This window comes from Desulfosporosinus burensis (genome assembly GCF_054657535.1).
This window is the reverse complement of sequence record NZ_BAAHYN010000005.1, coordinates 344,649-362,838: the sequence shown is the minus strand read 5'-3', so window position 1 is coordinate 362,838 and position 18,190 is coordinate 344,649. Positions and strand designations below refer to the sequence as shown.

Genomic DNA, 18,190 nt, shown 5'->3' with positions numbered 1-18,190 from the left:
ATGAGCACTCCTTTAAGCATCTAGATTACGTACATCTTTGGCATATCGATTTATGAAATCACGACGTGGTTCTACTCTATCTCCCATTAAGACCGTAAACATTTCTTCAGTTCTCATGGCATCTTCCATAGTCACTCGCAAAATCGTGCGTTTGGCAGGGTCCATGGTGGTTTCCCATAACTGGTCGGGATTCATTTCACCTAAGCCTTTATAACGCTGAATCTCAACTTTATCTCTCCCTATTTTCTCAAGAATCTTATTGAGTTCAATGTCAGAGTAGGCATATTGAAGATCTCTCCCTTTTTTTACCTTAAAGAGAGGGGGTTGGGCAATATAGATATAATTATTTTCAATTAGTGGTCTCATATAACGGTAGAAAAATGTTAATAAAAGGGTTCGAATATGGGCACCATCTACGTCAGCATCCGTCATAATAATCAGTTTGTGATAGCGTGCTTTAGAAATATCAAATTCATCCGAAATACCAGTACCCATCGCTGTAATCATGGCTCTTATTTCAACATTGCCCAATATTTTATCCAGTCTTGCCTTTTCAACATTGATAATTTTCCCTCGTAAAGGCAAGATTGCTTGAAACCTTCTATCCCTTCCTTGTTTTGCAGAACCACCTGCACTATCTCCCTCGACAAGATACATCTCACATAGGTCTGGTTCCTTCCAAGAACAATCTGCTAGTTTTCCGGGCAGAGAAGTACCCTCTAAGGCGCTCTTACGACGTGTTAATTCTCGTGCTTTACGAGCAGCATCCCGAGCTCGAGCTGCTTGAACGGATTTATCAATGAATTTTCTGGCAATAGAAGGGTTCTCCTCTAGAAACGTGGATAACCCTTCACCAGTAGCAGAGTCCACAATTCCCCGAATCTCACTGTTGCCAAGTTTTGTTTTAGTTTGTCCTTCAAACTGAGGATCAGGGACTTTGACAGAAATAACAGCGGTTAGTCCTTCGCGAATATCATCTCCGGACAGATTTGAGTCAGCTGCTTTAAGCATATTACTTTTACGAGCATAATCATTAATCACCCTTGTCAAAGCTGACTTAAAACCCGCCTCATGGGTTCCCCCTTCTTGGGTATTAATATTATTAGCATACGAAAATAAATTTTCGGCATAACTATCATTATATTGAATACAAACTTCTACTTGAACATTATCCTTAGTCGTTTCAATGAAAATTGGCTGGGGATGTAAGCAATCTCTGCTTTTATTTAAATAGCTTACAAAATCTTGGATCCCACCGGTGTGTAAGAACGTTTCTTTAATATTTGTTCGCTCATCCGTTAAATTAATAGTCACACTTTTATTCAAAAAGGATAATTCCCTTAACCTATGTGCCAAAATATTAAAATCATAAACAGTTTCTTCAAAAATTTCTGGGTCAGGGATAAAGGTTATCTTAGTACCAGTGTTCTCTGTTTGTCCAATGTTGGCCAATAGAGTCGTCGGTTTTCCTTGGGCATATTCTTGCTGAAAAACATGTCCCCCTTTAGAGACCTCAACGATTAACCACTTTGATAAGGCATTTACTACACTCAGACCAACACCATGAAGTCCACCGGATACCTTATAAGCACTTTCGCTTCCCCCAAATTTTCCTCCGGCATGCAATACCGTCAAAGCAACTTCGACAGCTGGTTTCCCTGTTTTAGTATGAATATCAACAGGAATCCCTCGTCCATTATCGACCACCGTAATACTGTTGTTTTCATGAATCATAACATCAATCTTATTGCAGAAACCGGCTAATGCCTCATCAATACTATTATCGACTATTTCATATACAAGATGATGAAGTCCACGGGTACTTGTGGAGCCAATGTACATACCAGGGCGTTTACGAACGGCTTCAAGTCCTTCTAGAACCTCTATTTGCCCTGCATTATAATTATCATCCGTATTCTGAACTTGTACATCATTATTTTCTTGCAAAGCCTTTTCCTCCCAAAAAATACCTTCAACCTTTTTATTGTACACCATATATTTAACTGATTCAATTTAATGTAACTAATAATTGGAAAATTTCTCTAATTATAATCATTAACTTTATCATGAAATGAACGTTTAAATAATGTTGTAGAAGAAATAGGTGAGAAAAACAGTTCATTGCTTGTAACAATTAGGGTTTTTTCATTTCCTGGTTCACAAATATAATTTATATTTTTTTTTTTATTTTTATTGAGTTTACCAATAAAATCTTGGTTTGGTTGACCTTTCTTTGTTGTATCTAAGTCAATCATTGCAACTATCTTATCTTTTTTAATGAGAATATTTCCTCCAAGATGTAGATACATCTAAGGCTCCCTCCTTATGCGTCCCTGTTCTACACGATACAGCTCGCCTAAATGGTGAGTTTCAGCACTTGTCATAGTTATTATAGTTTGGATACGTGATGACTCAATGAATTTTATTAAGTATTCTCTCCTAAAACGGTCTAATTCAGACAATACATCATCTAATAGAAGAAGAGGATATTCCCCTTTTTCCTGATTTATAATCTCTAATTCAGCTAACTTTAGACTTAAGACGATCGATCGCTGTTGTCCTTGAGAAGCAAATAGACGCGCAGGTTTATCATTTAAAAGAATTTGAAGATCATCGCGGTGTGTCCCCACTAATACCATTTGGCGTTCTATTTCTTGATCTAATTTATCATGAAGTATTTTTGGATATTCAGAAATAGCTTCGCTAATATTTTTTTTGCCCAAAGCAAGATAAAAAACCTGCATTTTTTCTTGATCAGACGTTAAATTAGCATAAATTAAGTCTGCAGCAGCTTGCAATCGTTCGGTCATGTCTGCCCGATTAAGAATTATTTTTTTACCTAACTCAATAATTTGCTCATTCCAAAGTTGTAACTGTGAATATTTATGAGATTTTTCTAAATATGTTTTTAGAAGCGCGCTTTTTTGTTGAATAACCTTGTTATAAGCATTAAGAATGCTCACGTGTCCTGGACGCATTTGGGCAATATGTAAGTCTAAAAACCTTCTTCTTTCGGAAGGCCCTCCTTTGATCATTATAAGGTCATCCGGAGAAAAGAAAACTACATTAATGGTCCCCACAAAATCTGATAAGCGTTGACAAGGCACTTGGTTAATCTTGATCATTTTCTTTTTATTTCTATAATGACTTTCTAAAGAGATTCTGTGATCTTTGGAAAAGAAGTCTCCGTACAGATGGAACTCACTTTGTTCCCAGCGCAATAGGTCTTGTTCCCTTTGTACCCTATATGACTTTCCTGTCAGAAGATAATAAATTCCTTCAACAATATTCGTTTTACCTTGACCATTATCACCTATCAAAATATTAGTACCAGGCATAAACTTTACGTTCTCATCAATATAATTACGAAAATTTTGGAGATGAAAGTTCTTAATTATCATAATTCGATTATGACGTCCTGATCGGCAATACAAGATATATATAATTACTATTGTCTAAAGGTCTCATCACTCCTGGACTAAATGGCCCTGATAATTCAAATAAAATTTGATCACTTTCAATTACTTTTAGCGCATCAATAAGAAATTTTGCATTAAAGGCAATTGTTACATCTTTACCTTCCATCTCAACGTCTATCTGCTCTGAAATTTTACCCAATTCAGACGTTTGATCTATTTTTAATTCTTTATTTTCTACGCTAATTCTAATAATATTTGCTCCGCTTTTATCACGTGTAAGTACTGAGGCTCGTTCTACTGCTTCTAAAAGTTTTTTTACATTTAAAATGACTTTTGTTTCACAACTCTGGGGAATAACTTGTTTGTAGTTAGGAAATTGTCCCTCAATAAGTCGGGATATCAAATATATTGATCCAAATTGAAATACAACTTGATTATTACCGTAGCTAATGGTTAAATTTTCATCTTCATCTCTCAATAGGCGATATATTTCTGTTAGTGTTTTTGCTGGAATAATTCCACTAAAACGTGACTCTTCTGTATTAGATATTTCAGAAATACTATACGCTAAGCGGTGTGTGTCCGTTGCTACTAATCGAATATTTGTACCTTCAATTTGTAGAAGAGTACCCGTGAATACTGGTCGATTTTCTTCAGTTGAACACGAAAATACAGTCTGTCTAATCATATTTTTAAAAGTTATGGTCGGTAAAGAAAAGGTAACCGGATCCATAAGGTCTGGCAACAAGGGGAATTCTTCCGGATCATAGCCATTTAGGACAATTTCGGACTCGTAATAACCAATGGTGATTGATTTATCCTTTTCTTCTAAAGTTATAGTTGTGTCAGGTAGTTTACGAACAATCTCGGAGAAGAGCTTTGCTGGAACTACCATTGTTCCTTCTTCTGTAACATTAGAGGGTACTTCACATCGAATACCCATTTCAAGATCAGTTGCTGCAAATTGTAAAGACTGTTGTTCGGTTGTCATCAAAATTCCTTGAAGTACTGGTAATGTGTTCTTACTTGATATAGCCTTTTGAACAGCATTTACACCTGAAAGCAATGCATCTTTGGAACAGAAGATTTTCATATCTATTGAATCCTCCTATAAATTTTTCTTCAATGTTCTAAACAGAGGTTATTAGTAATAGGATAATAAGTAGTCGTTATAGTAGTATTACTTGTCAACATGTGGATAAGTATACCTATAGCGCTAATTTACTGCTAAAAAGTATGTTGAAAAAGGTGTGGACAAACGGATTAAGGTTATCCACATGTCCACAAATAGAACTGTAAAATTTAGTTTTCAAGTATTTATAGACAAGTTATTAACATATCCTTTGATCCTACGTTCAGTTAAGACTCCCACTTCTATAAGTGGGAGTGGTGCCCCCGTACCCTGCTTCGGTGACGATAGTCTCCAGTACGATAGTCTCCAGTGGAGAGTATCGCCGAAGCAGTGATCCTAAAAGAATACTTACCGTCGTAGGATAGAGTATCGCTGAGCCGCCTTCCCAATAGAAACACTTAGCGGTGAAGGAGGTAGACTCCATCCTACGGCGCTAAAGTATTCGTCAGTAGATCTGCGCCTTCGGCATAAGTCTCCACTGGAGACTTACGTCACCGAAGTCTCGATGTTCAACTTTAGTTGAACGAGTTCACTCAGATTGAATTCGTTGAATCATCTCATTTACTTTTTTCTCGAGTAAGGGATCATTAAGGATAGCTTGTGTAATTTTATCATGAGCATGCATTACGGTCGTATGATCCCTCCCACCGAACTCTTCCCCAATTTTCGGTAAAGAAGAATCAGTAAGTTGACGAGAAAGGTACATGGCTATTTGTCGGGGAAAGGCTACTTCACGGGTTCTTTTTTTAGCTTTAAACTCATGAGGAGACATATGGAAATATCCTGCTACGGATTGTTGAATAATTTCAATTGTAATTTGCTTGGTGTTATTGGCGGGAATAATATCTTTTAATGCCTCAACTGCGACTTCAGTCGTTATAGGGAATGAACTAAGAGAAGCAAAAGCCATTACCCTTATAAGTGCACCTTCAAGCTCTCGAATGTTAGAATGAATTTTATCAGCAATGTAGACCATAACTTCGTTAGGAACCTGTAGATTCTCTAATTTAGCTTTTTTCCTTAAGATTGCTATTCGGGTCTCCAAATCAGGTGCTTGAATATCTGTGATAAGGCCCCATTCAAAACGCGAACGTAAGCGATCTTCTAAAGTGGGAATTTCTTTAGGTGGACGATCTGAAGAAATAATAATTTGTTTATTCGCTTCATGAAGTGCATTAAACGTATGAAAAAACTCTTCTTGAGTTCGTTCTTTGCCTGCTAAAAATTGAATATCATCGATCAGCAGAATATCTACGTTACGATAATGATTACGAAATTCAATGGAGTTTTCGTCTCTAATCGAGTCAATCAATTCATTCGTAAATTTTTCACTGGAAACATAAAGAACCTTTGTATTTGGGGATCGTTGTAAAACATGATGCCCAATTGCATGCATAAGATGGGTTTTTCCTAAACCAACCCCTCCATATATAAAAAGAGGATTGTAGGACTTAGCGGGTGATTCTGCAACAGCTAAAGAAGCTGCATGGGCAAAACGGTTGCTGTTACCGATAACAAATGTTTCAAAAATGTATTTTGAATTAAGGGAATTAGGCAGAGGGTCGCTAGGCTTAGGGATTATAAAGGAATCCTGTTTAGGGACTACTTTGTCTTCGGCATAAGAAACTTCGGGAGAAGGAATAATGAAACGGAGACTGACTGAATGGCCTAAGACTGATTGAACTGAAGATCTAATCAAGGAAGCATAACGACTTTCCAGCCAGTCCTTAGCAAAGTCATTAGGAACACTAATGACTAGCGTATCGCCGTCGATATGCAGAAGCCTTGTGGAGCTTAACCATGTTTCAAAGCTCGGCTTGGATAGTTCATTTTTCAGCTTTGCTAAAGTTTCCTGCCACAATAATTGGGGTGACACTGGTTGTGGTGGCATGGACGGACCTCCCTTGTCTAAAATTGGTGGAATGATGACAATAAAAAAGTTATACACAAACTTATACACATTTGTGGATAACTTAAATAAATTACGTGTTGTGAATAACAATTACACGATTTATTGTTGTCGTAAGGGGCTGTGCAAATATAATATCAAGTTTTCTCGGGGTTATCAACAGGTAGATAGTGAGTTTCTAAAAATTATTCACAGTGGATAACTTTTAAACTTTAGGTTATCCACATCTTAACAAAGTCCTTTGCTTGACAGATTAAATTTTTTTAGAGTATAATCTCTAAGTAAGTTTGATTACATGGGATGTTTTTTGGGTTTGAAATAAAGGAGGTGTCGTTAAATTGAAGAGAACTTATCAACCGAAGAATAGGCGTCATAAACGCGTTCACGGTTTTTTGAGTAGAATGAGTACGCCAACGGGGCGAAATGTTATAAAGCGCCGTCGTTTAAAAGGTCGGAAAAAATTATCAGTTTAAGGCCGCAATTGTGTGGCCTTTTTTTAAATAAATTTTTCTGACAAGCATTAATTATTTTTTAAAACGTTTAAATCAACGCAATAAGAGTTAGAATAGAGATTGAAAGGTATGTAAGCTTTGGAGGAGTTATGTTACAAAGAAAGTTCCGCTTACGCCGTAAATCGAGCTTTAAAACTATCTTTAAAGAAGGTAGAAATTACTCGGTAAAATATGTAGCAATGTACCTTATTAAAGGTCCTAAACGTTTTGGTTTTATTGCCTCTAAGAAAGTTGGAAATTCTGTTCAAAGAAATAGGGCCAGAAGACTCATGAGAGAAGTGATCCGGCTTCATATTTCGGAAATCAGAAATGATTTACAAATAATTTTTATTGCGAGGGCGAGAATCAAAGGAGTTTCCTTCATCGAAGTAGAAAGATGTATGATGAATATGCTTAAGAATGCTAATACACTAATCAAAGTGAGTAAACTTGAATGAAGATAATCTTAGTAGGATTGATTCGTCTATATCAGATACTTATTTCGCCTTTAAAAGGGCAAACATGTCGATTTTACCCCACTTGTTCAGAGTATTCTATTCAAGCATTACAAAAATACGGTCTTATTAAAGGACTTTGGAAATCAATTAAACGGATCTTTAAGTGTCATCCGTTTCATCCTGGTGGGCATGACCCAGTTTAAGGAGGGCTTTTGTGAGTATTATTGTTGAATGGATGACTTTTTTACTAAATATACTTTATAACTTATCTGCTTCTATCGGTCTTCCTAATTATGGTGTGGCGATTATTCTCTTAACTATTCTAATTAAAACTTTGATTTTCCCATTAACTTATAAACAAATGGCCTCAATGCGAAAGACCGTTGATTTACAACCTAAGATTAAAGCAATTCAAGCAAAACATAAAAATGATAAAGAAAAAGCCAATCTAGCCGTTATGGAGTTATACAAAGAACATAAAGTAAACCCCTTAGGTGGTTGTCTCCCTATACTTGTTCAATTACCTATTTTTTGGGCATTGTATAGTACATTACTTAATTTCCCTTACGATCCAGCAAATGCTGCAGCCCATTGGTTCTTAGGTTTTGATTTAATTAAAACTTACGGATTTGCACCTTCATATCATTTAGTTTTACCGATTTTTGCCGCTGCTACGACCTATTTACAGACGAAATTAACGAGTCCTAATGCAACTACGGATCCTACCCAAAAAACTATGCTTTATATGATGCCGATATTTTTCGCTTACATTAGTGCTACTGTGCCAGCGGGATTGGCCTTATATTGGGTAACTATGAACGTTGTTTCGATTTTCCAACAGCTTTTTATAAATAAGCGATTGACTAATCAAACAAAAAACGCAATATAGGAACGTGGATGGGGTGAGGAGGATCGTTCATGAGGATTGCAGAGAAAACCGGGAAAACGGTTGAAGAAGCGATTTGCGCTGGTGTTATGGAGTTAGCTGTAGATCGTGATCGTGTTAAAGTTGAAGTATTAGAGGAACCAGTTAAAAAAGGATTATTTGGGCTATTTGGGACCACTCTAGCAAGAGTGAGAGTTTTTTATGAAGATAATCCAGGAGCATTGGCTATTGAATTCATTGAAAAAATCTGTCAATCAATACAGGTTAAGGCAGATACTCAGGTCAGTAATACCGGCGAACATTGGCATATTAATATTACGGGTCCTGAGCTTGGAATTTTGATAGGACGACGCGGGGATACATTGGATGCGCTTCAATATTTAACAAATTTAGCTGTGGCCAAGAGATTATCGGAAAGAGTTCGAATTATCGTTGATGTGGAAGGGTATAGACAACGCCGTGAGGAAACACTCATCCGTCTAGCAAAAAGATTATCTGAAAAGGTTAAGAGGAATGGAACGAGAGTTGTTTTAGAGCCAATGAATGCACATGAACGGCGAATAATTCACACTTCCTTACAGGATGAAACCAGAATATCAACATTTAGTGAAGGTGATGATCCAAATCGTCGTGTTGTCATAGCACTTAAAAGAGGATAGAGGGGGAATAAACCCCCTCTTTTTTGTACAGTCAGACTACCCCATGCCGCTGCGCAGCACCACGGATGAATGTAAAAGTAATTTACAGGGCAGACCCTCATGCAGGCGCCCATGGATTGCTGCAAGCAAGGTTTCTTATAGTACCAGAAACAATTTATTAGTGTGGCGCCAACTAATACTTTCTAACTCCCATAATATAGTTGGTATGTGATGTTGATTACTTGAAAAGAATAAAGAATAGCAATTTTTATAATTGGAGATGAGTTGTTTTGCTAGATACTATCGTTGCTATGGCAACGGCCATAGGTGATGCAAGTATTCATATCATTCGTATGAGTGGACCTAAAGCGACCGAGATTATTGAAGAGTGCTTTGAACCACGCAATAAGGAGCGTTGGTTACGTGGGGAAAAGTTTACTTTGAACCGGGGTTTTTTTAGTGATAACAATCGAGTTTTAGACGAAGTACTTGTTGGGAGAATGTTGGCCCCCTCCTCCTACACGGGAGAAGATGTTTATGAAGTTAATTGTCACGGTGGCTTATTTATTGCCCAGCGAATTCTACAAGCTATTCTCCGACATGGTGCCCAATTAGCGGAGCCTGGTGAGTTCTCTAAAAGAGCTTTTTTACACGGAAAGCTTGACTTAGTTCAAGCTGAGGCAGTCATCGATTTAATAAGTTCCCGCACAGAGACATCTGCGAATTTAGCTCTATCTCAATTGAGTGGAGGACTTTCAGAGACAATTTTGGCGTTACGTGAAGAAATTTTAGAAATCCTAGCTTTTATCGAAGCAGGTATTGATTTTCCTGAAGATGATGTTGAAAGCTTAGATCGAGAGTCTCTTGAATCAATGATTAACAAAGCTCATGCAGACATAAAACTCCTTTTAGCAGGAAGTAAAACAGGTAAGATCTTGAGAGATGGGTTAATTACTGTTATTGTAGGACAGCCTAATGTCGGTAAATCAAGTTTGTTAAATGCACTTTTACATGAGGAACGAGCCATAGTGACAGATATCCCAGGCACAACCCGTGATGAGATTCGAGAATCTGTTAGTGTTGGCGGAATTCTATTACAATTGGTTGATACCGCTGGTATTTGCGAGAGTGATGATCTTGTGGAGCGTCTTGGAATAGAGAGAACTTGGAAAGCCTTAAAAACTGCTGAATTAATTCTATTAGTGGTACAGGCTAATTTGCCTCTGACTGGGGTAGAATGGCATATACTTGATAGTTACTCTGATAAGGTGATTGTACTTGTCAATAAAATTGATTTACTAGAACAAGGTCAACCTAATATTTCGAGTAACGATAAAGGTACTTGGATTCCATTTTCTGTTTTACAACTACAGGGTTTTGAAGAGCTTGAAAAGGAAATTCGTAAACGAGTTTACCAGGGTGAGGCTATTGGAACCAATGAGCCACTTCTCTCCAATGTACGGCAGATTACGTCTCTAGAACGGTGTGACAATGCTTTATCACAATCTTTAAAGAGTTTACAGCAAGGAATGCCTTGGGATATACTTTCAATTGATATACGCCAAGCTTTACAATATGCTTCGGAAATTACGGGACATAATGTTCAAGAATCACTTCTCGAAGATATTTTTTCTCGATTTTGTATCGGAAAGTAGGTCAAACATTGGAATATTTTGCTGGAAAATATGATGTTATAGTTGTTGGTGCAGGACATGCAGGTTGTGAAGCAGCACTTGCTGCGGCTAGACTTGGATCTGAGACACTCCTGCTGACTTTACATCTGGACACGATAGCCCATATGCCTTGTAATCCATCCCTTGGAGGTCCAGCTAAAGGACACTTAGTGAGGGAAATTGATGCTCTAGGTGGTCAAATGGGCATAGTTGCTGATGAGACTTCCTTACAGGTTAAAATGCTTAACACAGGGAAAGGCCCTGCCGTGCATGCCTTACGCATTCAATCCGATAAACAGGCGTATCATAGCCGGATGCGAAATATCCTTTTGTCACAACCCAGACTTACGATAATTCAAGCGTTGGTTGAAACTATTGTTGTTGAAAAAAACTCAATAGTTGGAGTTGTGACTCGAACTGGAGCTCGATTTGAATCTGCCAACGTTGTATTAACAAGTGGCACATATTTAAGGGGACGAATTATCATCGGTGCTGCTATGCACCAAGGCGGACCGAATGGACAGATGCCTGCCATGTCTCTTTCAGATTCACTTAGAGAGTGTGGAATTGAATTGGGTAGGTTTAAGACAGGTACACCCCCTCGGATTCATCGCCAGTTTGTTGATTATACAAAATTCCGCATTCAACCAGGGGATAATACCCCTTGGCGCTTTTCCTTTATGCCTACAGAGAGTCAGTTTTGGCATCAAGACCCTTCAAAGCAAGTATCCTGTTGGTTAGGATATACTGGAACCCAAACCCATGAGATTATTCGCAAAAATCTTTATCGTGCACCTATGTATTCTGGAGAGATTGAAGGTATTGGTCCTCGATATTGTCCCTCAATTGAGGACAAAGTCGTTCGTTTTGCTCAACGTGATGCTCATCAAATATTCTTAGAACCCGAGGGTTGGCAAAGTGACGAACTTTATGTGGCTGGATTATCAACCAGTATGCCTGAGGAAGTCCAGGTTCAAATATTACAGAGTATTCCTGGTTTGGAAAATGTCCGTATGTTACGGCCCGGATATGCAATTGAGTATGATTATGTTTTACCCCATCAACTTTCTCTTGGTTTAGAGGTGCGCCAGTTATCGGGGTTATTTACTGCAGGGCAATTAAATGGAACATCTGGCTATGAGGAGGCTGCAGCACAAGGATTAATTGCTGGGATTAATGCTGCACTTCGATCTTTAGGTAAAGGGACCTTTACTTTACGCCGATCAGATGCTTACCTCGGTGTCTTAATTGATGATTTAGTGACAAAAGGAGTGAAGGAACCCTATCGTCTTTTGACGTCACGAGCGGAATATAGGCTTGTTCTGCGTCAAGATAATGCTGATTTGAGATTAACAGAAATTGGAAAAGATGTAGGATTAGTTGATAATGAGCGCTGGATGCGTTTTCAGGAAAAGAAGAAGAATTACGAACATGTGAAACAGCTCTTGAAATCAACTGTTTTTTCCCCTATGCGAGAAGACTTGCAGCAAGTAATGGCTGAAGCTAAATCAACTCCGACGAGGGGCGGAATTAGTGCTCAAGATTTGATTCGAAGACCAGAAATTACCTTTTCCCATTTAGAGATGCTCATTCCTGAATTAAAGGCTTTTGATCAGGAAGTGTTAGAAGAGGTAGAGACGGAAACAAAATATTCGGGGTATATTGAAAAGCAGTGGGCTGATATCGAGAAATTTTCGAAGCTTGAAGAACGGTCACTTCCATTTGGTCTTGCTTATGGGGAAATCCGCGGATTATCAACCGAAGGTAGACAAAGGCTTTTAGAAGTCCACCCTCAAAACTTAGGGCAGGCTTCTAGAATTACGGGTGTTAGTCCTGCTGATATTTCTGTTTTACTCGTTTTTTTAGAACAACGACGTAGGGGAGGTAACAACTAACGGATGTTTGATGAGTATGCGTCTTTAATTAATGGGTTAACCTATGAGCATATTGGGTTAAAATTAACAGAAGTGCAGTTGACTCAACTCTGTAGATTCGGTGACCTTCTACTTGAATGGAACGAACGACTCAATTTAACGAGAATTATTGAACCTAAAGAAGTCATTTTAAAGCATTTTATAGATTCTATGGTTCTTTCAAAATTTATTGAAGGGAAAACGTTTGCGGATTTAGGAACTGGAGCTGGGTTTCCTGGTATTCCGCTTAAGATCCTACGCCCTGATTTAAAGGTTGTTTTAATGGATTCTTTGAAAAAACGATTAGATTTTCTCGACATTGTCATCGACGAGTTAGCTTTACAGGGTGTTAAAACTGTTCATGCCCGAATAGAAGATTTTGGCAGAGACAGTCTATTCCGAGGTTCCTTCGATACTGTTAGCTCTCGTGCGGTGGCTCGTCTTCCAGTCTTGCTAGAATATGCCCTTCCTGTTCTGAAGGTGAATGGACTCTTTTTAGCGCCAAAGGGATTACAGGCTGAGGAAGAATTGGCAGAATCTCAAAAGGCCCTAGGTGTTGTAGGTGGTAAATTTGAGGATATTATACATTTTAACTTTGGAGAAGGTGTTGAACATCGAGCTGTCATTCTGATTCGCAAGATTCAGCAAACCTCTTCACTTTATCCCCGCCAGGCTGGTACACCTGCAAAAAAACCTATTAAATGAAACTAATTGTTTAAATAGGGCGTTACTTGAGAAAGTAAGGCTCTTTTTTATACAAAATAGTAAAGGATATCTAGCATGAACGTCGAATTAAAGAACTAGTATATTATTTGGTCGATTGAGGTTGACCCTAGGGGGGGGCATTTTGAAAGTATCACAACGTCAAAGAGCTAGGAGTCATGAAGAAGTTGCTGTAAGTGAAGTTTATGAGAGAAATCAGAGTCGAGGAAAGAGCTTTCGGACTAATATAAGTAGCCTAATTAAAATAAAAGCAGTTAAAATAACTCTTGGATTGCTATTCATATTATTTGGTTCGGCAGGCCTTTACTTACTTTTCTATTCTTGGGATCATCACTTAATTGTTGAAGGAGTAAAGATTTCTGGAGTTAACGTGAGTAACTTATCTGAAAAACTTGCAAGAGAGGCAATGGACAAAGAAATTCATCGCTTAATGAATCAAACTATACAACTAGATCTCGAAGAATTTTCACATGAAGTAACCTTAGAAGAATTGGGACTCATTGTATCGGCCGATTCGGCACTTAAGCAGGCCTATGAGTATGGTAGGAGTGGTTCATTAAAGGATAAAGTTTTTAGTAAGATGTCAGCTTCTAATGGCATAGAGTTAGATTTAGAACAGGATTGGAATGAAAATAAATTAGTTGAAACGATCAACAAGAACTTTGCAGAGTATAATAAGCTTGCGACGGATGCTTCATTTATGATTACTCCTCAAAATAGAATGCTTATTAAGGGTGAACAAGTCGGAAGAATGATCAATACTGATGCATTAATTCTAAAGATCAAAGATATTAATGTCTATAAACCAGGACCTGAGATTAGAGTGGAATTCAAAGATCAAGCCCCTCTACTAACTGCGTCTCAGCTTGAGGAACAAAAAATCACTGGCTTACTCTCCACTTATACAACCAGATTTGATTCTTCACAAACTGCAAGATCTGAAAATGTACGCCTTGCTGCGAAGGCTTTAGATGGAGCGATTATTAAGCCGGACGGTACATTATCGTTCAATGAAATTGTGGGTGAAAGAACTGTTGAGGGTGGGTATTTGGACGCCTACATTATTGTCAACGGACAATTTGTGCCGGGTCTTGCTGGAGGAATATGTCAGGTATCTAGTACCTTATATAATACTGGGATACTAGCTAACCTAACTGTCACTCAGCGAAGTAATCATGATCTGGCTATTTCTTATGTCCCTCTAGGGCAGGATGCAACAGTTGCTTATCCGAATCTCGATCTTAAGTTTTTAAATAACACAGGTGGATATCTTTTAGTTCGAACTAAACTCGGTAATAACACAATAACTATAGAACTCTATGGAAAGGTCAATCCCGGTCAAGAGGTGGTTATTGCAAATACGATAGAGTCAGTTATTCCTTTTGTCGAGGAACGACTTGTTGATGAGACTCTGGCACGCGGTCAGACTCATGTTAAACAAGAAGGACAGCAAGGATATATTGTTAACACGACTCGAACAGTTAAAGTTAATGGACAAGTTATAAAAACTGAACCACTCAAAAAAAGTCGGTATCAGCCATTGCCTAAAATCACTGCAATTGGGGCATAAAACTATATATATTTAATATTTATCATAAAAAGCGTTAAAAGCGCTTTTTTTATTGAGAGGGGTTTGATAGTATCTAGAGTATGGGTATTTTTACAGTTATTTTAAGACAGGAAAAAGGGAGGTGAGCTTTATTGATGACTAAAGTGATTGCTATTGCTAATCAAAAAGGCGGTGTCGCCAAGACCACGACAGCAATAAATCTTAGTGCCTGTTTAGCAGATTTGGGTAAACGTGTTCTGCTCATTGATTTAGACCCACAGGGAAACGCTACAAGTGGAATGGGAATTGTAAAGCATAAGTTGACTTCTTGCATTTATGATGTCTTAATCAACGATATTCCTCTTGAACATGTAATTCAAAAAACATATCAGAAGAATCTTTTTGTTGTACCTGCTCGGATTGAGTTGGCAGGTGCAGAAATAGAATTAGTCTCCCAGATTTCACGTGAAGGTAAATTGAAATCCTCGACTGACAGTGTAAAACAAAATTATGACTTCGTTTTAATAGATTGTCCTCCGTCACTAGGTCTTCTCACTCTAAATGCCTTAACTGCTGCATCTGATGTTTTAATTCCTATCCAATGTGAGTACTATGCCTTAGAGGGATTGACCCTCTTAATGAGTACTTTAGATAGAGTCAGAAAACACGTTAACCCTTCTTTAAATATTATTGGAGCCCTCTTAACTATGTTCGATGCACGAACTAACTTGGCCATACAAGTGGTCGATGAGGTGAAGAAGTATTTCCCACAGAAAGTATTCCGTACTATAATTCCGCGCAATGTCCGTCTCAGTGAAGCCCCTAGTCATGGAAAGGCAATCAATACTTATGATTCTCGTTCAAGGGGTGCGGAGGTTTATAGTGACTTGGCGAAGGAGGTTTTAGAACGTGTCTAAAAAAGGACTTGGCCGTGGTCTTCAAGCACTTTTGTCTGATGAACGTGGGGACGACCCTTGCATTAAGGAAATCCTTATTTGTGATCTAAAAAGAAATCCTGATCAACCGAGAAAAGAGTTTGATCAGGATTCAATCAATGATTTAGCAGATTCACTGCGCTTACATGGTTTACTTCAGCCTATATTAGTAAGACCTGACGGTGAGCATTATTGCGTTATTGCTGGGGAGCGACGTTTAAGAGCTGCACAGATTGCGGGTTTTAGTAAAGTGGCCTGCATTGTTCAGGAATGCAGTGATCAAGAAATGGCTGAAAGAGCACTTATTGAGAATATCCAACGTGCTGATTTATCTCCCGTTGAAGAGGGTTTAGCGTATAAACGACTTATCGAGGAATATGGTATGACTCAAGATCAGATTGCCCAACGGGTTGGTAAAGCACGGACTACAGTCGCTAATTTATTAAGAGTCATACAATTACCTAAAGCGATACTTGATCTTCTAAGGGTTAACACTATTTCTCTAGGCCATGCTAAAGTCTTATTAGGAGTTAATGACCCCTCTATTCAAGTATTGATCGCTCAAAAAGCAGCTCAGGAACAGTTATCTGTACGCGAGACAGAGTTTCTTATCAATAAACTGTCTGAAAAGACAACTGATAAAGCTCAAAAGGTTAGGTCCTCTCCGGAGTACCCTCCTCTACTGCGTAATGTTGAGGATCGTCTGAGGTCTAGCTTTCAAACAAAGGTTCATGTAAAGGGAGACTTTAAACGCGGGAAGATTGAGATTCAATATTTCTCAGAGGATGAACTGAATCGACTTCTAGAATTATGGAACGTTCGTATCGATTGAATAATGTTCCACGTGGAACAACTAGCTCTATGAACTTTCATGGTTTTATGATCTCGTATTCTACTTTTAGCAAAGCAACTTCAAGATCTCCTATTTTGGTACTTGTTATCTAAGCCAGTTTATCATTTCTTACTAGTTCCTGAAAAACTAATGTTCCACGTGGAACATTTTCTAAGTAATATCGGGAAATGTAAAGTCAATATATTTTAGTGCTTTAGAGACATCAAACGTTTCTCTTGGCGACATCAAAGTAACCGAGATGGATCACCCAAGAACATATATATGTATCAGGAAGTATTCTTTAGGAGTATAATGAAAAAGTTTGTTAATTGTTTAGCAATTATTAGCTATATAAACGAACTTTAAGATCATTAAGTTACAGGCTATATGTAATACATCTTAATTTAAATGATTAAAAGGTATTGTAATAAAACTGCTATGTAGCATTCAATTAATCGGTATAAGTAGCCACTTTCTTACTTCCAGAGAATTAATTAATAACAGATGTGTATGACTCTAAAAAATATTCTTAGATAAGTAGATTATTTGGTAATGGAAATGTACTTGATGGTCGCTAAACAATAAGCCGAGTGCATTACTCATACAAAGACCTTTAAAGCCCAATATTTCCATTGTACCAGACTGTACTTTAGCAGTCTGTAATTTTTGGCAAAAGTATCCTTTGTTATTTGTGGTTTTAATGAGCACTTGTAATGACATCTGACCTTCTAAGATAGAAATGATGTTCCACGTGGAACATTTTAAACCATCGTAATAGCGATTATCGGCTGTAGAGTATTATAAACCCTAGAAAGTTAAGGCTTAATTGCGCGGAGTAATATAATCGGTTATTCTTGCACCGTTCCGAGAGCATTAAGGACTATGAAAGGTAGGTAACTGTTAAGGTGTTAGGAACTATAGTGAATACTCTAGCCATTTTATTGGGTGGAGTACTTGGTTTGTTATTCGGACAAACTTTGCCAGATAAAATTAAAAGAACAGTAATCCAAGGGATTGGATTATCAGTCTTACTGATCGGTGGCAGCATGGCACTACAAACAAAGAACCCCTTAGTCATCATTTCAAGTCTAGTATTGGGGGGTATTATGGGTGAGTGGATAGATATTGAGCTGCGTTTACAACACCTTGGTCAGTGGCTAGAACGAACGTTTTCGAAAAATGGAAAAGGTGCCGGATTTACAAAAGCATTTGTCACTGCCAGTTTAATATACTGTGTTGGCGCGATGGCTATAATGGGTTCGTTAGAAAGTGGGCTAAGTGGCAATCATAACATACTCTATGCTAAATCGATGTTAGATGGAATTTCAGCAATTGTATTTGCTTCTTCTATGGGAATTGGTGTTTTAGTATCAGCAGTTCCAGTATTTTTATACCAAGGTGCAATTACTATGGCAGCCGGGATGCTTCAGGGGATTCTTTCCCCACAAGTGATTGTTGAAATGGGTGCAACAGGCGGATTGCTTATTGTAGGAATTGGAATTAATATTTTAGAAATAAAAGAGATCAAAGTGGGTAATCTATTATTAGGGATCTTCTTGGCAGTTCCCATAACCCTTTTGTTCACTAGAATACATCTCGGTATGTAATAGCTTAGTTATGTACAATTAATAA

17 protein-coding genes are annotated in these 18,190 nt (G+C 37.9%); 12 read left to right on the top strand and 5 right to left on the bottom strand.

Annotated elements, in window-relative coordinates; genetic code table 11:
- Window positions 1-12: 12 nt before the first annotated feature.
- The 5 genes from gyrB to dnaA all read right to left on the bottom strand — a co-directional run bounded on the left by gyrB (window position 13) and on the right by dnaA (window position 6,442).
- On the bottom strand, window positions 13-1,947 hold the full coding sequence (gene gyrB, locus ACYQ3Q_RS11200) for a DNA topoisomerase (ATP-hydrolyzing) subunit B (protein ID WP_459928624.1): 1,935 nt from the start codon (window positions 1,945-1,947) through the stop codon (window positions 13-15).
- A 95-nt stretch (window positions 1,948-2,042) separates the two neighbouring features.
- Window positions 2,043-2,309 carry an extracellular matrix regulator RemB gene (gene remB / locus ACYQ3Q_RS11195; protein WP_459928623.1) on the bottom strand — a complete coding sequence of 89 codons (267 nt, stop codon included), beginning with the start codon at window positions 2,307-2,309 and terminating at the stop codon, window positions 2,043-2,045.
- The gene (gene recF, locus ACYQ3Q_RS11190) at window positions 2,310-3,401 is read right to left on the bottom strand and encodes a DNA replication/repair protein RecF (protein WP_459928622.1); all 1,092 of its coding nucleotides are present in this window, start codon (window positions 3,399-3,401) and stop codon (window positions 2,310-2,312) included. It abuts the gene before it with no gap.
- A gap of 7 nt (window positions 3,402-3,408) precedes the next feature.
- Complete coding sequence (gene dnaN / locus ACYQ3Q_RS11185) at window positions 3,409-4,512, bottom strand: DNA polymerase III subunit beta (RefSeq protein ID WP_459928621.1); 1,104 nt, start codon at window positions 4,510-4,512, stop codon at window positions 3,409-3,411.
- 568 nt (window positions 4,513-5,080) lie between these two features.
- Window positions 5,081-6,442 (bottom strand): chromosomal replication initiator protein DnaA, encoded by a 1,362-nt coding sequence (dnaA, locus tag ACYQ3Q_RS11180; RefSeq protein WP_459928620.1) that lies wholly within the window; start codon window positions 6,440-6,442, stop codon window positions 5,081-5,083.
- A gap of 356 nt (window positions 6,443-6,798) precedes the next feature.
- Between dnaA and rpmH the strand changes: the two genes are divergently transcribed.
- The 12 genes from rpmH to ACYQ3Q_RS11120 all read left to right on the top strand — a co-directional run bounded on the left by rpmH (window position 6,799) and on the right by ACYQ3Q_RS11120 (window position 18,165).
- Entirely contained in the window at window positions 6,799-6,933 is a 135-nt protein-coding gene (gene rpmH / locus ACYQ3Q_RS11175; protein WP_007777819.1) for a 50S ribosomal protein L34, read from the top strand.
- A gap of 128 nt (window positions 6,934-7,061) precedes the next feature.
- Complete coding sequence (gene rnpA, locus ACYQ3Q_RS11170; protein ID WP_459928619.1) at window positions 7,062-7,409, top strand: ribonuclease P protein component; 348 nt, start codon at window positions 7,062-7,064, stop codon at window positions 7,407-7,409.
- Entirely contained in the window at window positions 7,406-7,612 is a 207-nt protein-coding gene (gene yidD / locus ACYQ3Q_RS11165; RefSeq protein WP_459928618.1) for a membrane protein insertion efficiency factor YidD, read from the top strand. Before rnpA ends, yidD begins: the two co-directional genes overlap by 4 nt.
- Window positions 7,613-7,623: 11 nt before the next feature.
- Complete coding sequence (locus ACYQ3Q_RS11160) at window positions 7,624-8,298, top strand: YidC/Oxa1 family membrane protein insertase (RefSeq protein ID WP_459928617.1); 675 nt, start codon at window positions 7,624-7,626, stop codon at window positions 8,296-8,298.
- Window positions 8,299-8,327: 29 nt separating this feature from the next.
- Window positions 8,328-8,954 (top strand): RNA-binding cell elongation regulator Jag/EloR, encoded by a 627-nt coding sequence (jag, locus tag ACYQ3Q_RS11155; protein WP_459928616.1) that lies wholly within the window; start codon window positions 8,328-8,330, stop codon window positions 8,952-8,954.
- A 269-nt stretch (window positions 8,955-9,223) separates the two neighbouring features.
- Window positions 9,224-10,588, top strand: coding sequence for a tRNA uridine-5-carboxymethylaminomethyl(34) synthesis GTPase MnmE (gene mnmE, locus ACYQ3Q_RS11150; protein ID WP_459928615.1), 1,365 nt, complete (start codon window positions 9,224-9,226; stop codon window positions 10,586-10,588).
- A gap of 8 nt (window positions 10,589-10,596) precedes the next feature.
- Complete coding sequence (mnmG, locus tag ACYQ3Q_RS11145; protein WP_459928614.1) at window positions 10,597-12,501, top strand: tRNA uridine-5-carboxymethylaminomethyl(34) synthesis enzyme MnmG; 1,905 nt, start codon at window positions 10,597-10,599, stop codon at window positions 12,499-12,501.
- A 3-nt stretch (window positions 12,502-12,504) separates the two neighbouring features.
- Window positions 12,505-13,224 carry a 16S rRNA (guanine(527)-N(7))-methyltransferase RsmG gene (gene rsmG, locus ACYQ3Q_RS11140; protein ID WP_459928613.1) on the top strand — a complete coding sequence of 240 codons (720 nt, stop codon included), beginning with the start codon at window positions 12,505-12,507 and terminating at the stop codon, window positions 13,222-13,224.
- Between the two features lie 142 nt (window positions 13,225-13,366).
- Window positions 13,367-14,812, top strand: a complete 1,446-nt coding sequence (locus ACYQ3Q_RS11135) for a VanW family protein (RefSeq protein WP_459928612.1) — start codon at window positions 13,367-13,369, stop codon at window positions 14,810-14,812.
- Window positions 14,813-14,946: 134 nt separating this feature from the next.
- Window positions 14,947-15,708, top strand: coding sequence for a ParA family protein (locus tag ACYQ3Q_RS11130; protein ID WP_459928668.1), 762 nt, complete (start codon window positions 14,947-14,949; stop codon window positions 15,706-15,708).
- A complete protein-coding gene (locus tag ACYQ3Q_RS11125; protein ID WP_459928611.1) occupies window positions 15,701-16,558 on the top strand; it encodes a ParB/RepB/Spo0J family partition protein in 858 nt (285 codons plus the stop codon). The genes ACYQ3Q_RS11130 and ACYQ3Q_RS11125 overlap by 8 nt, the downstream gene beginning before the upstream one ends.
- A 905-nt stretch (window positions 16,559-17,463) precedes the next feature.
- On the top strand, window positions 17,464-18,165 hold the full coding sequence (locus ACYQ3Q_RS11120; RefSeq protein ID WP_459928610.1) for a DUF554 domain-containing protein: 702 nt from the start codon (window positions 17,464-17,466) through the stop codon (window positions 18,163-18,165).
- Window positions 18,166-18,190: the final 25 nt, after the last annotated feature.